This window comes from Methylovulum psychrotolerans, assembly GCF_002209385.1.
GTDB classification, from domain to species: domain Bacteria; phylum Pseudomonadota; class Gammaproteobacteria; order Methylococcales; family Methylomonadaceae; genus Methylovulum; species Methylovulum psychrotolerans.
Window position 1 is genome coordinate 3,708,996 of sequence record NZ_CP022129.1, and the last position, 19,042, is coordinate 3,728,037.

Annotated in this window: 19 protein-coding genes; 5 read left to right on the forward strand and 14 right to left on the reverse strand. The window is 51.6% G+C overall.

Annotation, left to right across the window (positions count from 1 at the left end):
- Positions 1 to 380: 380 nt before the first annotated feature.
- The 9 genes from CEK71_RS16760 to gshB all read right to left on the reverse strand — a co-directional run bounded on the left by CEK71_RS16760 (position 381) and on the right by gshB (position 9,749).
- The gene (locus CEK71_RS16760; protein ID WP_088620451.1) at positions 381 to 1,670 is read right to left on the reverse strand and encodes a dihydroorotase; all 1,290 of its coding nucleotides are present in this window, start codon (positions 1,668 to 1,670) and stop codon (positions 381 to 383) included.
- On the reverse strand, positions 1,670 to 2,632 hold the full coding sequence (locus CEK71_RS16765) for an aspartate carbamoyltransferase catalytic subunit (RefSeq protein ID WP_088620452.1): 963 nt from the start codon (positions 2,630 to 2,632) through the stop codon (positions 1,670 to 1,672). The genes CEK71_RS16760 and CEK71_RS16765 overlap by 1 nt, the downstream gene beginning before the upstream one ends.
- Positions 2,625 to 3,131: a bifunctional pyr operon transcriptional regulator/uracil phosphoribosyltransferase PyrR gene (gene pyrR, locus CEK71_RS16770; protein ID WP_088620453.1), complete on the reverse strand. Its 507-nt coding sequence runs from the start codon at positions 3,129 to 3,131 to the stop codon at positions 2,625 to 2,627. The genes CEK71_RS16765 and pyrR overlap by 8 nt, the downstream gene beginning before the upstream one ends.
- A gap of 263 nt (positions 3,132 to 3,394) precedes the next feature.
- The gene (locus CEK71_RS16775; protein WP_088620454.1) at positions 3,395 to 4,759 is read right to left on the reverse strand and encodes a hypothetical protein; all 1,365 of its coding nucleotides are present in this window, start codon (positions 4,757 to 4,759) and stop codon (positions 3,395 to 3,397) included.
- A gap of 117 nt (positions 4,760 to 4,876) precedes the next feature.
- Positions 4,877 to 6,235: a hypothetical protein gene (locus tag CEK71_RS16780; protein ID WP_088620455.1), complete on the reverse strand. Its 1,359-nt coding sequence runs from the start codon at positions 6,233 to 6,235 to the stop codon at positions 4,877 to 4,879.
- A 206-nt stretch (positions 6,236 to 6,441) separates the two neighbouring features.
- On the reverse strand, positions 6,442 to 6,909 hold the full coding sequence (gene ruvX, locus CEK71_RS16785; RefSeq protein ID WP_088620456.1) for a Holliday junction resolvase RuvX: 468 nt from the start codon (positions 6,907 to 6,909) through the stop codon (positions 6,442 to 6,444).
- Entirely contained in the window at positions 6,902 to 7,465 is a 564-nt protein-coding gene (locus CEK71_RS16790; protein WP_088620457.1) for a YqgE/AlgH family protein, read from the reverse strand. The genes ruvX and CEK71_RS16790 overlap by 8 nt, the downstream gene beginning before the upstream one ends.
- Positions 7,466 to 7,924: 459 nt before the next feature.
- Positions 7,925 to 8,803, reverse strand: coding sequence for an energy transducer TonB (locus tag CEK71_RS16795; RefSeq protein ID WP_088620458.1), 879 nt, complete (start codon positions 8,801 to 8,803; stop codon positions 7,925 to 7,927).
- Positions 8,796 to 9,749 carry a glutathione synthase gene (gene gshB, locus CEK71_RS16800; RefSeq protein WP_088620459.1) on the reverse strand — a complete coding sequence of 318 codons (954 nt, stop codon included), beginning with the start codon at positions 9,747 to 9,749 and terminating at the stop codon, positions 8,796 to 8,798. The genes CEK71_RS16795 and gshB overlap by 8 nt, the downstream gene beginning before the upstream one ends.
- A 117-nt stretch (positions 9,750 to 9,866) precedes the next feature.
- Between gshB and rpmB the strand changes: the two genes are divergently transcribed.
- The 4 genes from rpmB to CEK71_RS16820 all read left to right on the forward strand — a co-directional run bounded on the left by rpmB (position 9,867) and on the right by CEK71_RS16820 (position 13,053).
- Entirely contained in the window at positions 9,867 to 10,103 is a 237-nt protein-coding gene (gene rpmB / locus CEK71_RS16805) for a 50S ribosomal protein L28 (RefSeq protein ID WP_088620460.1), read from the forward strand.
- An 11-nt stretch (positions 10,104 to 10,114) separates the two neighbouring features.
- The gene (gene rpmG, locus CEK71_RS16810; protein ID WP_019866713.1) at positions 10,115 to 10,270 is read left to right on the forward strand and encodes a 50S ribosomal protein L33; all 156 of its coding nucleotides are present in this window, start codon (positions 10,115 to 10,117) and stop codon (positions 10,268 to 10,270) included.
- A 396-nt stretch (positions 10,271 to 10,666) separates the two neighbouring features.
- The gene (locus tag CEK71_RS16815) at positions 10,667 to 12,118 is read left to right on the forward strand and encodes a circularly permuted type 2 ATP-grasp protein (protein ID WP_088620461.1); all 1,452 of its coding nucleotides are present in this window, start codon (positions 10,667 to 10,669) and stop codon (positions 12,116 to 12,118) included.
- The gene (locus CEK71_RS16820; RefSeq protein WP_088620462.1) at positions 12,118 to 13,053 is read left to right on the forward strand and encodes an alpha-E domain-containing protein; all 936 of its coding nucleotides are present in this window, start codon (positions 12,118 to 12,120) and stop codon (positions 13,051 to 13,053) included. The genes CEK71_RS16815 and CEK71_RS16820 overlap by 1 nt, the downstream gene beginning before the upstream one ends.
- A gap of 125 nt (positions 13,054 to 13,178) precedes the next feature.
- Here CEK71_RS16820 and CEK71_RS16825 read toward each other — a convergent pair whose 3' ends face one another.
- The 5 genes from CEK71_RS16825 to CEK71_RS22750 form a co-directional block, all read right to left on the reverse strand.
- Positions 13,179 to 13,652 (reverse strand): DUF3368 domain-containing protein, encoded by a 474-nt coding sequence (locus CEK71_RS16825; protein WP_088620463.1) that lies wholly within the window; start codon positions 13,650 to 13,652, stop codon positions 13,179 to 13,181.
- Complete coding sequence (locus CEK71_RS16830; protein ID WP_088620464.1) at positions 13,649 to 13,903, reverse strand: UPF0175 family protein; 255 nt, start codon at positions 13,901 to 13,903, stop codon at positions 13,649 to 13,651. The genes CEK71_RS16825 and CEK71_RS16830 overlap by 4 nt, the downstream gene beginning before the upstream one ends.
- 134 nt (positions 13,904 to 14,037) lie before the next feature.
- Positions 14,038 to 14,394: a hypothetical protein gene (locus CEK71_RS16835; RefSeq protein WP_088620465.1), complete on the reverse strand. Its 357-nt coding sequence runs from the start codon at positions 14,392 to 14,394 to the stop codon at positions 14,038 to 14,040.
- Positions 14,395 to 14,467: 73 nt separating this feature from the next.
- Positions 14,468 to 15,136, reverse strand: a complete 669-nt coding sequence (locus CEK71_RS16840) for a tetratricopeptide repeat protein (RefSeq protein WP_157679344.1) — start codon at positions 15,134 to 15,136, stop codon at positions 14,468 to 14,470.
- A gap of 70 nt (positions 15,137 to 15,206) precedes the next feature.
- Positions 15,207 to 15,431, reverse strand: a complete 225-nt coding sequence (locus CEK71_RS22750) for a hypothetical protein (RefSeq protein ID WP_157679346.1) — start codon at positions 15,429 to 15,431, stop codon at positions 15,207 to 15,209.
- 948 nt (positions 15,432 to 16,379) lie between these two features.
- Between CEK71_RS22750 and CEK71_RS16845 the strand changes: the two genes are divergently transcribed.
- Entirely contained in the window at positions 16,380 to 19,016 is a 2,637-nt protein-coding gene (locus CEK71_RS16845) for a glycosyltransferase (RefSeq protein ID WP_232463678.1), read from the forward strand.
- Positions 19,017 to 19,042: the final 26 nt, after the last annotated feature.

Sequence of the window (19,042 nt, forward strand, 5' to 3'; positions counted from 1 at the left end):
TCAACAAAACTATAATTTAAAAAACAGCAGGTTAGGACATGAAAACAATCTATAGCTTTTTAATGATAATAGCAGGCATTGCTTTGGTTTATAGCATAATGGTGTTTATGCCGATGCTGTTCACTTATTTGTCAAACGGGGATGTCAGACCTTAAGTAAGTTGTCGCGGCGGTTCGGCAATTTAAAACGGCCAGCGAAAAGCGCGAGAGTTTTGCCGTTGTGGCTCTGCAATATGGCCTAATGATGGGAGTGTGCCATGCCCGCGCCAAGCCTGTCCGCCATTCGGGGTGGTAATGCTGAAAGGCTGGGCATTAAGTGGCATGGCTTTGGGCAACTGACGACAGTTGCCCAAGCTAGGCTTTTACCTGACGGCCCGTTGCTTATTGCCCGTCGGCCAAGCAAAAAATGCGTTTGCCCGCTTGCAGGGTATGGGTGACACGGCCTTTTAAAGTCTGTTGCCAGAATGGGGTGTTGATGCCCCGGCTATGCCATTGGCTGCGGTTGACTTGCCAAGCCAGTTCCGGGTCGAACACACAAACATCGGCGGCAACGCCTGGCGTAAGGGTGCCGCTGGGCAATTGCAGAATCTGCGCGGGCTGCTCACTTAAGGCGGCGATGCCTTGGCTCAGGGTAATGGCGTGTTGCGCGACCAGTTTCAGCATCATCGGCAACAGGGTTTCCAAAGCCGATATGCCCGGCTCGGTTTCTGGAAACGCGCCCAGCTTGGCATCAATATCGTGGGGCTGATGGTCTGAGCAAATACTGCTGATGGTGCCGCAGGCCAAGCCTTGCCGCAGGTATTGCTTATCGGCTTCGGTACGGAACGGCGGCAGGACATGGTAAGCGCTGTCAAACGGCTTGATGTCGTTTTCGGTCAGGTGCAGTTGGTGCATGGCGACATCGGCAGTGACATTCAAGCCATACTTATTAGCCTGATGGATTTTAATCACCGAACGCTTGCAACTGAGCTGGCCGAAATGGACGCGGCAGCGGGTCAGCTCGGCCAGTTCCAAACATTGGTCTAAAGCGATGGTCTCCGCCGCGTCGGGGATACTGGGCAGGCCGTAACGGGTGGCGACCGCGCCTTCATGGGCGCAGCCGTTATTGCCCAGCCAGTAGTCGTTGGGGCGGAATATCAACAATAAGTCATGGCTGGCGGCGTATTCCATCGCCCGCCGCAAAATCAACAGATTGCGGATCGGCTGGTTGGCGTTACTGACGGCGATACAGCCCGCTTCCTTCAAAGCCAGCATGGAACTGAGTTCGTTACCCTCAAGCTTTCGGGTCAGGGCGGCGATAGGGTAGACTTGCGGATAACCGGCCTTTTCCGCCAACTCCCGAATCAGCTCAGCCACCGCCGCCGTGTCGATGACCGGCGTGGTATCGGGTTGCAGGCACATAGTCGTCACCCCGGCACTCGCGGCGGCACGGGTTTCGCTCTTAAACGTCGCCTTGCGGCTTTGGCCGGGCTCACGCAGGCGCACGCTCAAATCCACAAAACCGGGGCAAACGACTTGCCCGCTGGCATCAATCACCGTATCGGCGACAAAACCCGCTGGCGCGTCAGTGACCGAGGCGATTTTGCCGCCGCTGATATACAGCGGGCCTACATGATCCAGTTCGTTGGCGGGGTCGATGATACGCCCGTGTTGGATAAGGATGTTCGCCATCAGAAAGCTCCTTGTGGCTGCATGGCCATAGACATAATCGCCATACGCACGGCAATGCCGTTACTGACTTGTTTTAAGATCACCGATTGCGGGCCGTCAGCGACGGTGGACTCGATTTCCACGCCCCGGTTAATGGGGCCGGGGTGCATGACAATCGCATCCGGCTTGGCGATTTTCAGCTTGCTTTCGGTCAGGCCAAAGCATTTAAAATATTCGCTCTCGCTAGGCAGCAGTGCCGAGGTCATGCGCTCTTTTTGCAGGCGCAGCATCATCACCACATCAATATCTTGCAGGCCTTCGGTCAAATCATGCGACACCGTCACGCCCAAGGTCTCCACATGCGCAGGCAACAGGGTTTTCGGCGCGATGACGCGGATTTCTTTCGCCCCTAGGGTATTGAGGGCTTGGATTTGCGAACGCGCCACCCGCGAGTGCAGAATGTCGCCAATAATCGCCACCCGGAGCGGGGCAAAGTCTTTTTTAATTTGGCGGATGGTGAACATGTCGAGCATGGCCTGGGTCGGGTGCGCGTGTTGGCCGTCGCCCGCGTTAATGACGCTGATGTGCGGGGCGGTGTGCTGGGCGATGAAATGCGCCGCGCCGCTGATGGCATGGCGCACCACAAACATATCGACAAACATGGATTCGAGGTTGCGGATGGTGTCGAGCAGGCTCTCGCCTTTGGAAGTCGACGAGGTGGCGATGCTCATGCTCAGTACGTCGGCGGACAGGCGCTTAGCGGCCAGTTCAAAGGTGGTGCGGGTGCGGGTGCTGTTTTCAAAAAACAGGTTGACGATGGTTTTGCCGCGCAACAGCGGCACTTTTTTGATTTGTTGGTCGGACACGCCGACAAACGACTCGGCGGTGTCGAGGATCTCGGTCAACAAGGCTTTGCTCAGGCCTTCGATGGTCAAAAAATGTTTAAGCTTGCCGTCTGCATTTAATTGCAAGTTATCAGTCATGGCGGGTGGCGGTTTCTATATGGATTTTTAAAGGCTGGGGGCCGGTGAGTTTAATGCGTTGTTGTGCGGACAAGGTCAGACGTTCGCCCGCACAATCGGGGGCGACGGGTATCTGCTTGCCGTCGCGCTCGATCAGTACGCCCAGTACCACACGGTTCGGACGGCCATAATCGAAAATTTCGTTCAGGGCGGCGCGGATGGTGCGGCCTGTATAAAAGACATCGTCAATCAGGATTATATCCCGGCCTTCGATGCTGTTGGGCAATTGGCTGGGTTTGACGTTGGGGTGGACACCGATTTGCGAGAAATCGTCGCGGTAAAAAGAAATATCCAGCAAGCCCAGCGGCTCGCTGATGTTTAAGCGTTGGTGCATCGCCTCCGCCACCCAAACCCCGCCGGAATGGATACCGATCATCAGCGGCTGCTTGAGCTGGCGTTCTTCAATCAATTGCCGTAGTCCGGCTTCCAAGTTATTCAGTAAAGGGTCAATTTCTAGCACACGGGCATCCTTTTGGGGGTTGGTAAATGGGGCAAGAAGGGTTTTTATAGCCAGCTTTGGTAAACAGGCGGCCGGCCTTCAATGCCCGCGTAATCTTTAGCGCTAGGATACCGCCAATGTTCGGGCTTATCAACGATGATAAGCGATAATGGCGGTGGGGGGTGCGGTGTGCCTTCTATGCACCTACGGGTATCAGGGGCATACATACTGCTGGTGGGGATACAAACGCTATGCCAATGGTTGGGTCAGGTATTGGCGACAATTTATGGGGAGGTTATTAGGATAACGCCCGAATCACACACAGACCCAGTGCATTTTAAGGTATTAAAATCATAGATTGCCGAGTGGCCTGGGTCGCCGCTCGGCCTTGACACACCACGGGGAACAAAAAACCTCGCTGCATCCCCCCCGAATAAACCGACAGGAAAAACAAACGGCTTCAATACCACATAAGCCCCCCTATATATTTCAGGAAGCGTAGGAGGAGCTTGCCCTGCAATCGAAGGCACATCTTTGGGTTTGGGCTTAGGGAGTTCAGCAAACCAAGCGATGGCATCTTCTTTAGTCGCTTTTCTTAGCAGGCCTTTTTTGACACCATCCTCCAAACCCGCCCGCCCTGCACGGGGGGCATCCTTATCGAAAAAAGAGTCTGAAGGGGTGGCGGGCGAAGAAAGTATCTTCATATCCGGCACTACCTCATCACCCAGCAAAACATTGCCATTTTTGGCGACATAAACTTTTTCCACCGGACGGTCAAACAAACGGCGGGATAAGGGGTTCAAGGTTTTGATATCCGATCCGCCGTAAAAATCATCACACCTGCCGACATTTTTTTCCGTCGAATTAAGTATGGGGACACCTGGCGGCAGTCCGGCTACGGCTTGCCGATAATATCCGCCTACCACCACGGCAATGATGTCGGTTCCTTGCGTCCAACGGATGTTCCAAATGGTCGGCTCGTAATTTCCCAGTATTAATGCCAAAGGCTTCTTTGTTTGGTTGGCTAAAACCTCAACTTGTCGTGTTTGATGGCCGCTTTTTTGCTCAATCTGAAACTCAAGCTTGCGCCCGGAATCCGGTTCAGCCGCCCAGACAACAACATCATCAGACAACTTGAGATTGGCAAATTCACATCGGTTTTTGCCCTTAAGTTCGGCTGAAACAGGTGGCGGAGCTTTTAGCTGCATCCCGCAATCCTTTTCGGGGTCTAGTGCGCCAGGGAAAGTATGGCATAACGACATGCCAAACCTATCTTCACCAATAGGCTCGCCATTGCTGGGCGAGCTATTGTAGCCAAAATGATAAACGCCACCGGCATTGGGCAAACCTAAGAGACCTTTTGCCACATAATAATCGCCAGAACCGATGCCCGAACCGCCCACGGCAACATAAAAAGCCCGGCCATTTTGGTAAGCATCGGCTAGGCATTGGCTTACTTTGGCCGCCTCCGGGTCACTTAAGTAGTAGTTCGCCGCTTTATTTTTAAGATGATAGACACCACAATTTATGGCTGTTTCGCCAACGATACCCAATAGGCGATGCTCAAAACCGGGCTGTTCCGCAGGGCAGGGCGAGGCAAAACAAAGGATGATGAGAGCCAATAGGGCATGGTACGGCGGATTTTTCATGTGGAATCCTTATTCAGGTGATAGCCGGAGAGGTAAAACCTTTCGGGTAGTAACGCCCAATACGGCTCAAGTGAGAGCTTTTATAGGCCCTAACACGCTTAGCGGGAGGTTATACCTCTAAGGCCTATAGCACAACAGATCAAGGCCAAGGCACTTTAAGGTATTAAAATCATAGATTGCCGAATGGCCGGAGTCGCCGCTTGGCACTGGAACACCACGGGGTACAAAAAAATTTTTAGCCACCAGCCCGGCAGGAAAAACAAACGGCTTCAAGACCACATAAGCGCCTTCATAGATACCAGGAGTTTTTGGGGTAGTCTCTTGGCCTGCAATCGGCGGCACATCGCTGGGTTCGCGCTCAGCGACTTGCGCAAACCAAGCCCTGCCATCTTCTTCAGTCGCTTTTCTGAGCAGGCCTTTTTTAAGGCCATCCTCCAAACCAGCCTCTCCTGCAAGAGGGGCATTCTTATCGAAAAAAGATTTCGGCGGGGTGGCCGATGAGGATAATACTTTTATATCCGGTGATAAGGGTTCGCCCACCAAAACGTTGCCATTTTCGGCAAGATACACTTTTTCTACAGGGCGGCCAAACAAGCGGCGGGATAAGGGGTTCAGGGTTTCGAGCTCCCCTTCTTTGTAAAAATCTTTACATCCGTCCTCATTTTCTCCGGTCGGGTTAAGCATCGGGATACCGCGTGGCAATCCGGCCACGGCTTGCCGATTACCGCCACCTACGACTACGGCAATGATATGCGTCCCTTGCGTCCAATGGATGTTCCAAATAGTCGGTGCGGACTGGCCTAAGATTAAGACTAAGGGCTTGTCGGGTTGGTTGACCAAAACCTCAACTTGTAGCGCTTGATAGCCGCTCTGGTCAATTTGAAAATCTGTTTTGTGGCCGACCGCTACTCCGCTAGGTCTTGCGACCGCCAACACGGCAAAATCATCAGGCAACTTAAGCTGAGTAAATTCACATCGGCTGGGTTTACTTTTGATTTTAATTTTGACAGGCTCAGGCGGCGGGGCTTTTAGCTTTATTGCGCAATCCGTTTCGGGATCAATTTTGCCGGGGACAGCGTTTTTATGGCAGGATGCCATGCCAAACGCATCATTCCCAGAAAATCCGCCGCCGCTGGGCGAGCTGTCGTAATCAAAGCGATAAATGCCGCTGCGGTTAGGTGTCCCTAAGATGCCTTTCGCCACATAAGAATCGATACCTGACCCTTCATCAGACAGATAAAACCCTTGGCCATGTTGGTAGGCAACAGTCATACACCGGATGGCTTGGGCCGCCGCCGCATCGCTCAAGTATTCCGATTTCCTGTCGTTAAAGTGAAACACCCCGCAGCGCACGGCGTTTTTGCCCACGACGCTTAACAAGCGCTGCTCCAAGCTGGTTTTTTTCGCATGGCTTTGATAGGTAAAACTTAGCGTAACGATGGTCAGTAATAGGGCATTTTTCGCTAGGCTGTTCATCTGGGATTTTTGTTCAAGCCAATGGGAATCCGTTTAAGATGCCATGGATCAAAAAAAATCGCAAGTAGTTAAGGCTGTTTGCCAAAACTACCTCATGGTGTGCTAAGAAGGCGAGGCGTTTAGCGGGGAAACTGACGGCAAAACCTAAAGGCCCATAGTGTGTTGTGAGAAATCACGGCCTTAAGTTAGGCAAATCCGGCCTACGTTTAATCTATCCCGGTGTTTTTAAAATCATTCAACCAACTCTGCAAAATCAATTGCGCGGCGAGTTGGTCTTGTACGGCCCAGAGTTTGGTGGCGTTGACGTTGACTTCGTCGAACAATAGCTGTTTGGCTTCGTAGGTGGACAGGGCTTCGTCTTGTTGGTAGACGGGCAGGTTGAAGCGGCCTTGCAGTTGGCGGCAGAATTTTAACATGCGCGGCGTGATGGGGTTGTCAGTGCCGTCGGCTTTGCGGGAGATACCGACCACCAGCCCGGCCGGTTGCCATTCGGCAATCAGCTTGCCGATGGCGTGCCAGTCGGGGGTCTCGTTGGGCGAGCGCAAGGTCTGTAGCGAGCTGGCACTGCGCGTGGTGACTTGCCCGACCGCCGTGCCGATTTTCTTGTTGCCGAAATCAAAGCCCAGGTAGGTGTCGTTACTGATGTTGGCGGCGAGGGGGTCACGGTTAGCCATGGCCTGCCATTGTCGTCAGTTTGTTGATGTCGATGCCGATTTGCCCGGCCGCCGCGCTCCAGCGCAGGTCGATGGGGGTGTCGAACAGCACTTGCTGGCCGTAAGGCGTGTTCAGCCAGGCGTTGGCGACCATTTCTTTTTCCAGTTGGCCTTCGCCCCAGCCCGCATAGCCTAAGGCGACCAGGTAGTGTTCGGGGCCTTTGCCGACGGCAATCGCCTCCAACACATCGCGGGAGGTGGTCAGGGCGATGTCGTCGGAGATGGGCAGGCTGGCGTGCCAGTCACCGCCCGCCGTGTGCAGGACGAAGCCGCGCTCCTGCTGCACGGGGCCGCCGGCAAACACCGGGGATTCGGCCGCCACCAGCGAGGTGAAGGGGATGTTCATCTGTTTGAAGATGTCGCCCAGTTTCATGTCGGTGCAACGGTTGATGACGATACCTAGGGCACCGTCTTTGTTGTGTTGGCACAGGAAGGTGACGGTGTGGAAAAAAATCGGGTCCGCCAAGCCGGGCATGGCGATGATGAATTGGTTATTGAGGTAAGTAGGTTCGTTCATACGCTTAAAATCGGCAATGGTGGGCGGTATAGGCGGCTTGGGGCATTACCCTAGGCACCCCTGGAAATCGGCAGTCCTGCGGGGCAGAAGTGCCTTAAGTACAAGGCTAATCGCTTCATGGCAAGTCCGGTCGGGCTGGGCTTGCGGTAACTTTCTTTGGTTTTTGGCTTCTATATGGGGTTCGGGGCTATCGATAACAAGTGTTTAATAGCCCTAAGGAACGTGCATAAAATATAAGTAGGCGTTCCATTGCATCTCTGCGTGTTAAACCCCCTCCCTCCTGAGCGAAGCCGAAGGGCTCCCCCTTGTCAGTGGGAGGGGCATTTTCCCCCTGATTTTCGCCTGTATGACGGGGAAGCCATTTGCCCCCTCCCCTGCCAAGGGGAGGGCTGGGGTGGGGTTGAATTCACGAATGTTAAAAGATAGACATCTTCTTAAAAGCCCGTTCTCCGACCCGCCCTAATGCGCACTCAGCCCCGATTGGTCGGAGAATTGCCAGACGCGGGTAATCACCAGCACGTTCGCTTCCTTGAGCAACTCGGTCGGGAACGGGGCGAACGGGGCGCTCATTTTGACAATGTTTTTCGCCGCTTCGTCCAAAGACGGATGCCCTGACGAGCGGGTGATGACAATGCTTTGGATGCTGCCGTCAGCCCTGACCCCGACATCCATGGTCAAACGCCCGGAAAAATTTTTGCGGGCGGCGACTTCAGGGTAATTCATATTGCCGATACGCTCGACTTTATTTTCCCAATCTTTTTGGTATTGCGCCGCCAAAAACTGATGGGTGCTGACTTGGCTGACGCGCTTGGTTTTGTTGTTGTCCGAACTTTGCTGGCTGAGGCGGACTTCCGTGCCGAGCTGCGCCATTTGGCTGCGTAAGGTCTCCATATCCAGACGCGGGCTGGGCGTGTCGTTGTCGCCCTCATCGGCCTTGGTTTGGGTGGTGACTTTTTGCGCGGCTTTCGGTTGCACCAGCACTTTTTCTACCGCCTTAGGCTTATTTTCCACCACGGCGGCTTTTTTTATAATCTTTTTCTCGCTTTCGCCTTCGCTGGGCAAATGCTGTTGCGGCGGTGCCGCCCGTTGCACGGTTTCCCCCGCGCCGACCTGGTTGTCCGGCGCCAAAAATTTCGCCTCAGGGGGCGGTTTTTTGGCGGGTGTGTTGACCAAAGTGATGTCGATGGCACGGTTAAACTTTTCGGTTGTGGGGGCGGTGAAATTGACCCCCAAAATGACCAGCACATGCAGGATGGCCGCCACAAACAAGGCGAGCAGCAGCGAGTCATTGTGCGGCATGACCGATACGGGCTTAAAATCGGCCGCTTTTTTAGCCATGTTGCAAAGTCGCGGCAATGTGGTCCATCAGCAATCCGGCAATATTGAGGTTAAATTGGCGGTCAAGTTCCTGTACGCAGGTCGGGCTGGTGACATTAATTTCGGTCAGGCAGTCGCCGATCACATCCAGGCCGACAAATATCAGGCCTTTTTCGCGTAAAGTCGGCCCCACTTGCCGGGCGATCCATAAATCTTGTTCGCTTAAGGGCCGGCCTTCGCCGTGGCCGCCTGCGGCGAGGTTGCCACGGGTTTCGCCTTGTGCCGGGATACGTGCCAGGCAGTACGGCACAGGCTCGCCGTTGACCATTAAGATACGTTTGTCGCCGTCTTTAATGGCGGGCAAGTATTTTTGCGCCATGACATAGCAACGGCGGTATTGTGTCATAATTTCGGTAATGACGCTGAAATTAGGGTCGTTCTCACGCAGATGGAATATCGACGCGCCGCCCATGCCGTCCAAGGGTTTGAGGATAATATCGCCGTGTTCGTGCAAAAAGGCACGGATTCTGTCCGGTTCGCGGGTCACTAAGGTGTCGGCGCAGCAATGGGCAAACCAGGCGGTGTATAATTTCTCGTTGGCATCGCGCAAGGACTGCGGTTTGTTGACCACATAAACGCCCAAATCTTCGGCGCGTTCCAGCAGGTAGGTCGCGTAAATGTACTCTTGGTCGAAGGGCGGATCTTTGCGCATCAGGATGGTGTCCAGCGTCTCCAGCGGGATGTCCTGCTCTTGGCTAAAGCCGTACCATTGCTTAGGGTCGCGTTGGACGCTGAGCGTGCGGGTTCTGGCGTAAGGCCTGCCGTTGCGCAGGTACAGGTCGTTCAGTTCCATGTAATGCAGTTCCCAGCCCCGCGCTTGGGCTTCCAGCAGCAGTGCGAAACTGGTGTCTTTTTTGATGTTGATATGGCTGATGGAGTCCATCACCATACCCAGTTTTATAGCCATGGGCGGTTCCTTAGTGAGCGCGGATGGCGCTTATTTTATAGATTGCAGTTTACCTTGCAAAGAAATTTTGGTATAAAGCTCGGCTATTTAGCATTAAGGCACACCTAGAGGTAAACTATGACCAGAATATGCCAAGTTACAGGAAAAAAGCCGATGGTCGGCAATAACGTATCACACGCCAACAACAAAACCAAAAGACGTTTTCTGCCAAATCTGCATCACCACAGATTTTGGGTAGAAACCGAAAACCGTTGGGTGCGCCTGCGCGTCTCCGCTAAAGGTATGCGTATCATCGACAAAAAAGGCATTGACGCTGTATTGGCGGATTTGCGTAAAAACGGCATCAACGCTTAAGAGGATAAACCATGCGCGATAAAATTAAATTAATTTCTACCGAAGGCACCGGCCATTTTTATACCACCACTAAAAATAAAAAGACCATGCCCGAAAAGATGGAGATCAAAAAATTTGATCCAGTCGTCCGTAAACACGTCATGTACAAAGAAGCCAAAATCAAATAAACGTTTTGGTTGCTTGCCCGTTGCTTGCGCTAACCACAGCCCCGATGTGGTTAGTCAGGTGGCGTACCCACCCCATTTCCTACCCCCGCCTTTGGGCTTGCCCCACAATGCCTAGGGCATCTTGCATTGTTTTAGGTCGTCCGCTGGTGTTTGAACTAAATTGGTGCATTATAGGTCTTCCTGCTGTCGGTAAAAATGCGCCCCTGCGTTAACCGCTTTGTCCGTTTCTGTGGGCATTGTGCCGACCCGTGTTATTTTTACTGGATATAACTGAGTCATTGGCGGTACTATTTTGCTAAGGCCGCGCTGGTTTTGCGGCCGATACGGAGATAGCCCAAAAAGGGTGGCATACTTCATGCTTCGTTTAATGTAAAAATTAATAACTATTAAAAAGCTATGAAATCGATCTGGGAAAACTACACCACCGAGAACGCTTACGACGAACTCATGTATTCCGAATTCCAGCCGCGTCCGGTTAGCCACAGCTTATGCCAATATCTAAACTCGCTGAAAAAAACCGATATAGATAAGCGCAAGATCGCGGCGGAACTGGCGATTATGGAAATGGGCATTACGTTTACGGTCTATAGCGACGAAGGTAATATTGACCGGGCTTGGCCTTTTGACATCATCCCGCGCATTATGGATGCCAGGGAATGGCGGGTTATTGAACAGGGCCTTAAGCAACGTCTGACCGCCCTTAACTGTTTTATCAGCGATGTTTATGGTGAGCAACAGTTCATCAAAGACGGCAAAATCCCTAGCGAAACCATCAACAGTTCGAAAAACTTCCGTAAAGAATGTGTCGGCATGAAGCCGCGCCATAATGTTTGGGCGAATATCTGCGGCACTGACTTGGTGCGTAATAAAGACGGCATCATGTACGTTTTGGAAGACAACCTGCGGGTGCCGTCAGGCGTGTCGTACATGCTGGAAAACCGCGTCATCACCAAGCGGGTCTTCCCCGAACTGCTGCAAGGCATTGATATTCTCCCGATAGACGATTACCCCACACAACTGCAAGACATGCTGGCTTCGATAGCCTTCGCCGACACCGACAAGCCGCTGATTGTCGTGCTGACGCCGGGCATTTATAACTCCGCCTATTTTGAACATGCTTATCTGGCGCAACAAATGGGTGCGCAATTGGTCGAAGGCAACGATTTGGTGGTAAAAGACGACAATTGCGTTTATATGCGCACCATTGAGGGGCTGGAAAAGGTCGATGTGATTTATCGGCGCATTGACGACGATTTCCTTGACCCCGAAGTGTTCCGCAAAGATTCTACTTTAGGTGTGCCTGGGCTGATGCGGGCATGGCAAGCGGGTAATGTCGCCTTGGCCAACGCCCCTGGGGCAGGGGTCGCCGACGATAAGGTCGTTTATGCTTATGTGCCGGAAATGATCCGTTACTACCTGAACGAAGAACCGATCTTGCCGAACGTGCCGACTTATTTGTGCAGCAATAAAGAACATTACGATTATGTTATGGATCATCTGGCCGAACTGGTGGTAAAACCCGCCAACGAATCCGGCGGCTACGGCATGTTGGTCGGCCCCCATTCTACCGCCAAAGAAGTTGAGGCCTTCCGCAAGGTTATCCAAGCCGACCCGCGCAATTATATCGGCCAGCCGACTTTGGCGATCTCCACTGCGCCGACTTTATGTAAAGGCAAGTTGGAGCCGCGCCATATCGATTTGCGCCCATTTATCCTGCAAGGCGAAAACACTTTTGTCACGGCGGGCGGCCTGACCCGCGTCGCCTTGCGCAAAGGCTCGTTAGTGGTCAACTCCTCGCAAGGCGGCGGCAGTAAAGACACTTGGATTATCAATATGGAGGGCAACTAATGTTATCTCGTTCAGCAGAACGCCTGTATTGGCTGGCGCGTTACATGGAGCGCACCGAAAACACCGCCAAATTGGTCAGTGTATATATGAACCTGCTCATGGATTTGCCCAAAGGTGTGGAAATGGGTTGGCAGCAACTGTTGCGCATCAACGGTTCGGAAAAGGAGTTTTACGAGAAATACAAATCCGCCAACGAGCGTAATGTGATCCGTTTTATGCTCGCCGATGACAGTTATTCCAGTTCGTTGTTTGCTTCCCTGAGTGCGGCGCGGGAGAATATCCGCACTACCCGCGAGCTGTTGCCGGATGAGGCGTGGGAGCAGGTCAACGAAATGTATCTGTGCAGCAAAAGCGAATTGGAGATTGTCGCCAACCGCCGCAGCCGGGTGTTGTTTTTAAAGAAAATCATTGAGGGTTGCCAACGTTTTAGCGGCCTGTTGTCCGGCTATATGAGCCACAACCATCCTTACCGCTTTATCCGCTTAGGCAGAAACCTAGAACGCGCCGACATGACCAGCCGTATCTTAGATTTGGCCTCGCTGTTGTTGGCCGACTCGCGCAGCGACGAATTGCGCCAGTATGAGACGATTTTATGGATGAACATCCTGACCGCCCTCAATGCCCTGTTAATGTACCGCCAGCACGTCCGTAGCCGTGTTAAAGGCGATGATGTGCTCAACTATCTGCTGCTGGACAAAAACCTGCCGCGCTCGGTCGCCCGCTGTCTGGTGGAAATCTCCGAAAGCATCGCCCAACTGCCCAACAGCGACGCGCTGCCCCAACGGGTCGTCGAGATGGAAAACTATGTCCAGGCGATAGATACCCGTGAAGCCACGCAACTGCAACTGCGCGCCATTTTGGATGATTTACAGAATAAGCTCGGTGGGCTGCATGGCAATATTGCCGATAATTGGTTTGCCAGGGTGGAGGATTAGGGCTAAGGCCTTGGGAAGGCATAGGCTTGGGGGAGCGGGCAAGATGTCCGTTCCCAAGAGAAAACTGCGGTTATGCCGAAGGTTGCCCTTGTCCCATTTTTACGGATTAGGGTGGCTCTCCATGGTTATTCGCTGATGTGGCTTAGCAGTTTCTTGATTAACGGCGGGTGATAATAAATGCCATGGCTTTGCATGGCGGTGACGCATTCGAGAAAAGACGGTATTAAGCCCTGTTGTTTGGCCTTAAGTAAAACGCCCAGTGTTCCGGTGACACGCAAGCCCAGATATTCGGCCATATTACGGCCAATTTTTTCATCTATTAACACCCAATCTGCCTGAAGCTTTTCAGCCATGTCCAAGGTGTGCTTTTCGCCCTTATCGAGTTCCAATAAGAGGCTGGTGTGGCTAATCGGGGTTGAGTCAATGATGGTTAGCCACTCTAAATTGCGCAACGAAGGCACTGTAATCGCTCCGCCTACTTCACATTCTTCTACGACTTCATTAACCAGATAGATATGCCCAAATAATTTTGGCAGTAAATCCAAGTGCTGGATACTGCTTAAGGCTATGATGGGCGTGGTGTTGGAAAAAACGATCATAATAATGCGGTTTCCCGCCGCAAATCATCGCCGCTGTCTTCCAATAAAGTGGCTCCGGCCTCAAAAGCCATCCGTAAAAACGCCACTCGGTTAATGTCCAGCCATGTAGCGGCAGTGCCGGATGACAGTTTGCCTTCTTTAAACAAGCTGATGGCAGCTTGTTTTTTCAGATAAAAGGCGAAGTCTTCCGCATTTAAATGGCTACCCATTAACAATTCGGGCGGGCAATCTATGGTTATAGTTCTCTGCATGGTAAATCCTCACTGTTCTGGTTTTTCGTAAAGTGCCTACACCAATAGCGGGCAAGGTTTTTGCTGCCCGTCATTCCTATTCTAGGCGCGTTCATAGACGTGTTGCTTGAGTTCAGCCGGAATATAAGAACGGCTCATCGTGGTTTGTTCAGCTTTAATAAGGCATTGGCTTTAGCAATCCGCACTAAATGTTCTAAATAGCCGTAGTGCTGCCACTGTTGCTCTTCTTCATCGTTGAGGCCGACGGTACGTTGTTTGTCCAGTAAGCTAGCCATCCGTTGCTGTAGCTCCGGCGCGGGGCGTAGGGCGATAATGTCTTCGGGGCTGGGGAGTTTGGCGAGACATTCTAAAATGTCATGCAGGCTATGGAAATCCGCATTGCTGGGGGTGTTTAACTCACGCAGACCCAATTCTAATAAATGCGGCAACTGTTGCTTAAAAGGGCGTAAGCGTAGGCCTAAATCATTCGGAACGTCAAGGGTGATTAACATGGTCTGCCCATTTAAATGTGAGTGCTGGGATAGCTATTTTATACGCGTCTTGGTGATAAACAAGGCGTAAAGGCTACGCTTTAATTTTTAAAGCGGCCTTAATCCGGCGGATAGGGTTTTGGTATGCCGGGTTGGTTTGTTGTAAACGCTGTAAATCGGCGTTGATGGCTTTTAGGGTGTCTTCTTGGGCTAGTTTTTCTTGTTTGGCTAGTTCTTGGCGGGCGGCTTTATCTTGGTTTTGTAAAAATAAGCTGACGACTAAGCAGTAACGGGTGTAGGCGGTTTTTTCGGCTAAGCTGAACAGTTCGAAGCCGTCGTCTGTGGTGTTGACAAAATACCATGGGTCTTGGTGGGTGCTTTGCGCCATCAGTTGGGTATCGGCCAGCAGTTGCAAGGCTTGGCGTAGGGCGGTGCTGGCTTCGGCTAGGTGCTGGTGCCGCCAGTAGAGCGGTGCCAGTTCGACTTCGGCAAGCGGGAAGTTTGAGATGCTTTCGTAAAGCGTGATGGCTTCCGGCTCTTTGCCGTGGGCGGCGTAAAAGCCTGCTAGGTTGGTTTGGTATTTGGCGAGCGGTTGTAGGGCGATGGCTTGTCGGTAATCTTGTTCGGCTTCGGTGTTACGGCCTTGTTGCTGGTATAGCAAGGCTCTGGCAAACCATGCTTCCGCTAAGGTAGGGCGGCTGTCAATGGCGGTTTTATAATAACCGAGGGCTTGGGCATTATCATCTGATGTTACGCACCCCATCCCAAAAAGAGTATCATTGACGGATGGAAAAAGAAAAAATAGAACTCTACACAGACTACCTGATCTGCAATCAAGGCTTTGCAACGGCGACGGGCTTGTCGGCGATGCCTTCGAAAACACCGAGGACACCGACGGCTGGTTCAGCAGCCCCGAAATCCACCCCGGCGACGAGATCATGGTGCTGCCCGCCGTCGACCCCAAATACCGCCAGCTCTTCAAAGAGGTGGCCACCATGCTTTACCAGATGGGCTTGGGCGCACGGGTATTCCTGAAATAGCGTGGGATACCTCATCATTCGGCTAAGGGCTGCAAGCGCAAAACATGCGCCCTTAGTAAGCCATTGCCTTAAAATGCGGCTATGACGGCAAAATGATCGGATTCCGCATTGCAAACGAACCGACTAGACGGTTCTTGTGCAAAATCTTTTGCCTTTTGGGTAATAGTTCATATTATTTAGCTGGTTTTCTTGTTATCTTAAACCAACAGGTAGCGTATCCGTCAAATGCGGAGAGCCGGCCTTAAGCAGCTTGCCTCCTATAGTCTGGCAATCACCTACCCCCTCCCCAAAGGGTAAGAGCTTTTTATCGGTGCGGTTCCTTGTGGCCGTAGAAAGTCCTATGGGCAAAAGGAAACCATTTCAACAGTAACAGCGATTTGTTGATGCTTATTTTATGGGCACACCTTAGTTCTTGACGGTAAATGATTTTTTAAAGAGCAAATCAATCCTCTACCATATTAAAAACGGTAAATTTCTGTTTACCGCCATTGACGGCGAATAACATGAAGATCACTGAAAAACCGCGTAAAAAGTGCTTACTCTTCGTAAGGCAGAACATTTAAACTATCGTTTTCACTATAAGGACGACATTTATAGCGTCTAGTTAACCGGAGCATATTAGGCATCTTGGCAATACTTATAAAAAGAAGCGTGTTTTTCTGACGGATCAACACAATGTTACTTTTTAGGCAAACAGAGGGGTTATACATTTATTTTCAAATAACAGAAAATAGTCATGCCGATTCCTTAAAATTGACAGTAGCGAAGTAGGTAGGGCGTTAAGCAATTTCTCCATACTGCCCAGCTAGCTTAGCCAACCCAATTAAGGTGTATTACATTTAGCAATTAACGCGTGGTTTGGATAGTGTTTTTGCCACATCGGCTTTCATGATGCGTAAGCAACGTTTTACTCCATCACGGGCAAGATTGGCTTAAGTACCAAGTTCTTATAATACAGGTAAAAATATGACAATTCGGGAAACATTAAAAGCGTTGCGCGGTGAAGTGAAAATGACCGCACTGTGGGGGATAAAAATAGCGTGTAAAACCTTAGGGTTGCGCAAGGCTTATCAGAGCCGGCTGATACGTTTGGTAGCCAGGCAGGAGTTGTTCGACAATGCCTATTATTTGGAAAATAATGGCGATGTCGCCCAGATAGAAACCGATGGGCTAAAGCATTATGTACTGCACGGCGATAAAGAAGGCCGGGCACCGATGGCCTTGTTTGATCCGGTCTATTACCGCTCCAAAGCGACCGGATTGAGCAAACACTTGTACACCAATACCCTGCTGCATTACAAATATGTTGGCCGCTATTGCCGGACATCCCCCAGCGCTTGGTTCGACCTGGATTTTTATCTGGTCAATAATAAAGATGTCGCCCGCACTGACAATGACCCGCTGATCCATTATCTGAAATGGGGCGGCGCTGAAGGGCGTTCGCCTTGCCCGCAATTTGACGGCACTTATTATTTGCGCACCTCCCCTGATGTGGCGGCGACGGGTATGAACCCCTTATTACATTATTTGTTTTTTGGCCGCACGGAAGGGCGCAGTACCCAACAGGAACGCGATAGCGACGGTTTGGATATAGAACCGGGCGAATTGCCTGTACTGACCTTACCTGATGATGAGGCATGGGGAAGCCTGGTGCCGCGGGCGCATATTGCGGAAACGGACTTGGATGTGGTCGTGCCGGTTTATAAAGGCCGCATTGAAACCTTGCGCTGCCTGTATAGCGCCTTGGCGGTCACTTATGATGTGCCGTTTGAGCTGGTGGTCATTAACGATGCCAGCCCTGATGAAGAATTGAGCGCCGATTTACAACGCTTGGCGGATAAAGGGCTGTTTACGTTGTTGGTCAATGAAGAAAACTTAGGCTTTGTGCAAACCGTTAACCGGGGCATGAAATTGCACCCACAACGCCACGTCGTCTTATTGAATTCGGATACCGAAGTGTACGATGGCTGGCTAGACCGCCTGCATAAGGCCGCCCACCGTAACCGCAAAACCGGTACAGTCACCCCGCTGTCCAATAACGCCACCATCTGTAGCTACCCGAATTTTCTCCATGATAACCCCTATCCTTTAGAAGTGAGTTATGCGGAAATGGACGCGCTGACCGCCACCATTAACGCCGATGTCGAGGTGGAAGTACCGACTGGCGTAGGGTTTTGTATGTACATCCGCCGCGATTGTTTGGAAAAAGTCGGTTTGTTTGATGAAAAGGCCTTCGGCAAAGGCTATGGTGAGGAGAATGATTTTTGCCAGCGGGCCATCCGTAAAGGCTGGCGTAACATTATTGCCGGCGATATTTTTGTCCGCCATTTAGGTTCTACTTCATTTCAGGGCGAGCGGGCCATGCGTGTTCAGGCCGCCCTAAAGGTCTTGGACAAAAAATATCCGCGCTACCGCAAAGATGTCGATGTTTTTGTCAAAGCCGACCCGCTCAAAGACAGCCGCAGCCGTCTGGATGCCTTTCGGTTGCAACGGATGAGCCGTGCCCAAAATATCCTGTTAGTTTGCCACAGCCGGGGCGGCGGCTCGGAACGCCGGGTGCAGGAAGACATCGTTAATTTTATGCAGGCCGGTTATGGCGTGTTCACTTTACGTCCCGTCGCCAAACGTCCCACCCATGTTAATTTAGGCCATCCGTCTATCCGTTCCGTCCCCAATATCAACCCTTTCGAATTGGCCGATACCGCCGCTTTGGCGGCTATTCTTAAAGAGCTCGGCATTACCGAAGTCCATACCCATAGTTTGGTCGATTTTGTGCCGGATGCGGCATTAGAATTGCATAAGGTGATTAAAGAATTAGGGGCGTTTTGGAAAATCAACCTCCATGATTATAAGCCTATCTGCCCCCGTATCAATTTGATTGATGAAGATGGCCGTTATTGTGGCGAACCGGATGAAGCGGGGTGCAACCGCTGCTTATTGGAGCGCAATTCTGATTTCGGTGTCAAAAGTATTGCTGAATGGCGGTCATCCCATCAACAGGCTTTGCGCTTAGCTGACCGTATTGTCGTGCCCGACCAAGATGTCGCCGACCGCTTGGGCAGCTATTTTCCCGATGTCGCATTTGAAGTCTTGCCCCATGAAGCTATCGACCTAAAGGCCATTCAGGTTAAAACGCCCCAAATTGCGGCGGAAGAAAAGTTACGCGTCGTCATTATTGGTGCCATCGGTAAAATTAAAGGTTTTGAGGTCATTATGGCCTGTGCTAAATTGGTGCAGCAACAAAATCTGCCGATAGAGTTTATCGTTATGGGTTACACCATGAACGATTTGCTGATCAAAGAATCCGGCGTGACCGTGACCGGCAAATATCACGAGCATGATGCGCTGGCTACTTTAGAAAACCTCAACCCGCATCTGGTTTGGCTACCCTCGCTCTGGCCAGAAACCTACAGCTATACCCTCTCATTGGCCTTCCAAGCTCATTTACCCGTATTCTCCTTTGATATCGGTGCGATTGCCCGCCGTACCAGAGAAGCGGGTATGGCTGACAAACTGGCGCCCTTGGCTTGGATGGATAGCCCGGAAAAACTGGTCGGACAATTTGATAACTATAGGCAAGCGTGCTTGCAGCCTTTGCTATAACAAGATTTGCATTTAAAAATAGTGGA

Coding starts and splice junctions, on each gene's coding strand:
- CEK71_RS16790 (WP_088620457.1), bottom strand. CDS start 7,465: ATGAACGAACCTACTTACCTCAATAACCAATTCATCATCGCCATGCCC.
- CEK71_RS16820 (WP_088620462.1), top strand. CDS start 12,118: ATGTTATCTCGTTCAGCAGAACGCCTGTATTGGCTGGCGCGTTACATG.
- CEK71_RS16840 (WP_157679344.1), bottom strand. CDS start 15,136: ATGGGGTGCGTAACATCAGATGATAATGCCCAAGCCCTCGGTTATTAT.
- CEK71_RS16830 (WP_088620464.1), bottom strand. CDS start 13,903: ATGCAGAGAACTATAACCATAGATTGCCCGCCCGAATTGTTAATGGGT.
- CEK71_RS16795 (WP_088620458.1), bottom strand. CDS start 8,803: ATGGCTAAAAAAGCGGCCGATTTTAAGCCCGTATCGGTCATGCCGCAC.
- CEK71_RS16760 (WP_088620451.1), bottom strand. CDS start 1,670: ATGGCGAACATCCTTATCCAACACGGGCGTATCATCGACCCCGCCAAC.
- rpmB (WP_088620460.1), top strand. CDS start 9,867: ATGACCAGAATATGCCAAGTTACAGGAAAAAAGCCGATGGTCGGCAAT.
- CEK71_RS16815 (WP_088620461.1), top strand. CDS start 10,667: ATGAAATCGATCTGGGAAAACTACACCACCGAGAACGCTTACGACGAA.
- CEK71_RS16835 (WP_088620465.1), bottom strand. CDS start 14,394: ATGTTAATCACCCTTGACGTTCCGAATGATTTAGGCCTACGCTTACGC.
- CEK71_RS16780 (WP_088620455.1), bottom strand. CDS start 6,235: ATGAACAGCCTAGCGAAAAATGCCCTATTACTGACCATCGTTACGCTA.
- ruvX (WP_088620456.1), bottom strand. CDS start 6,909: ATGGCTAACCGTGACCCCCTCGCCGCCAACATCAGTAACGACACCTAC.
- rpmG (WP_019866713.1), top strand. CDS start 10,115: ATGCGCGATAAAATTAAATTAATTTCTACCGAAGGCACCGGCCATTTT.
- CEK71_RS16825 (WP_088620463.1), bottom strand. CDS start 13,652: ATGATCGTTTTTTCCAACACCACGCCCATCATAGCCTTAAGCAGTATC.
- CEK71_RS22750 (WP_157679346.1), bottom strand. CDS start 15,431: ATGATGAGGTATCCCACGCTATTTCAGGAATACCCGTGCGCCCAAGCC.
- gshB (WP_088620459.1), bottom strand. CDS start 9,749: ATGGCTATAAAACTGGGTATGGTGATGGACTCCATCAGCCATATCAAC.
- CEK71_RS16775 (WP_088620454.1), bottom strand. CDS start 4,759: ATGAAAAATCCGCCGTACCATGCCCTATTGGCTCTCATCATCCTTTGT.
- CEK71_RS16845 (WP_232463678.1), top strand. CDS start 16,380: ATGACAATTCGGGAAACATTAAAAGCGTTGCGCGGTGAAGTGAAAATG.
- CEK71_RS16765 (WP_088620452.1), bottom strand. CDS start 2,632: ATGACTGATAACTTGCAATTAAATGCAGACGGCAAGCTTAAACATTTT.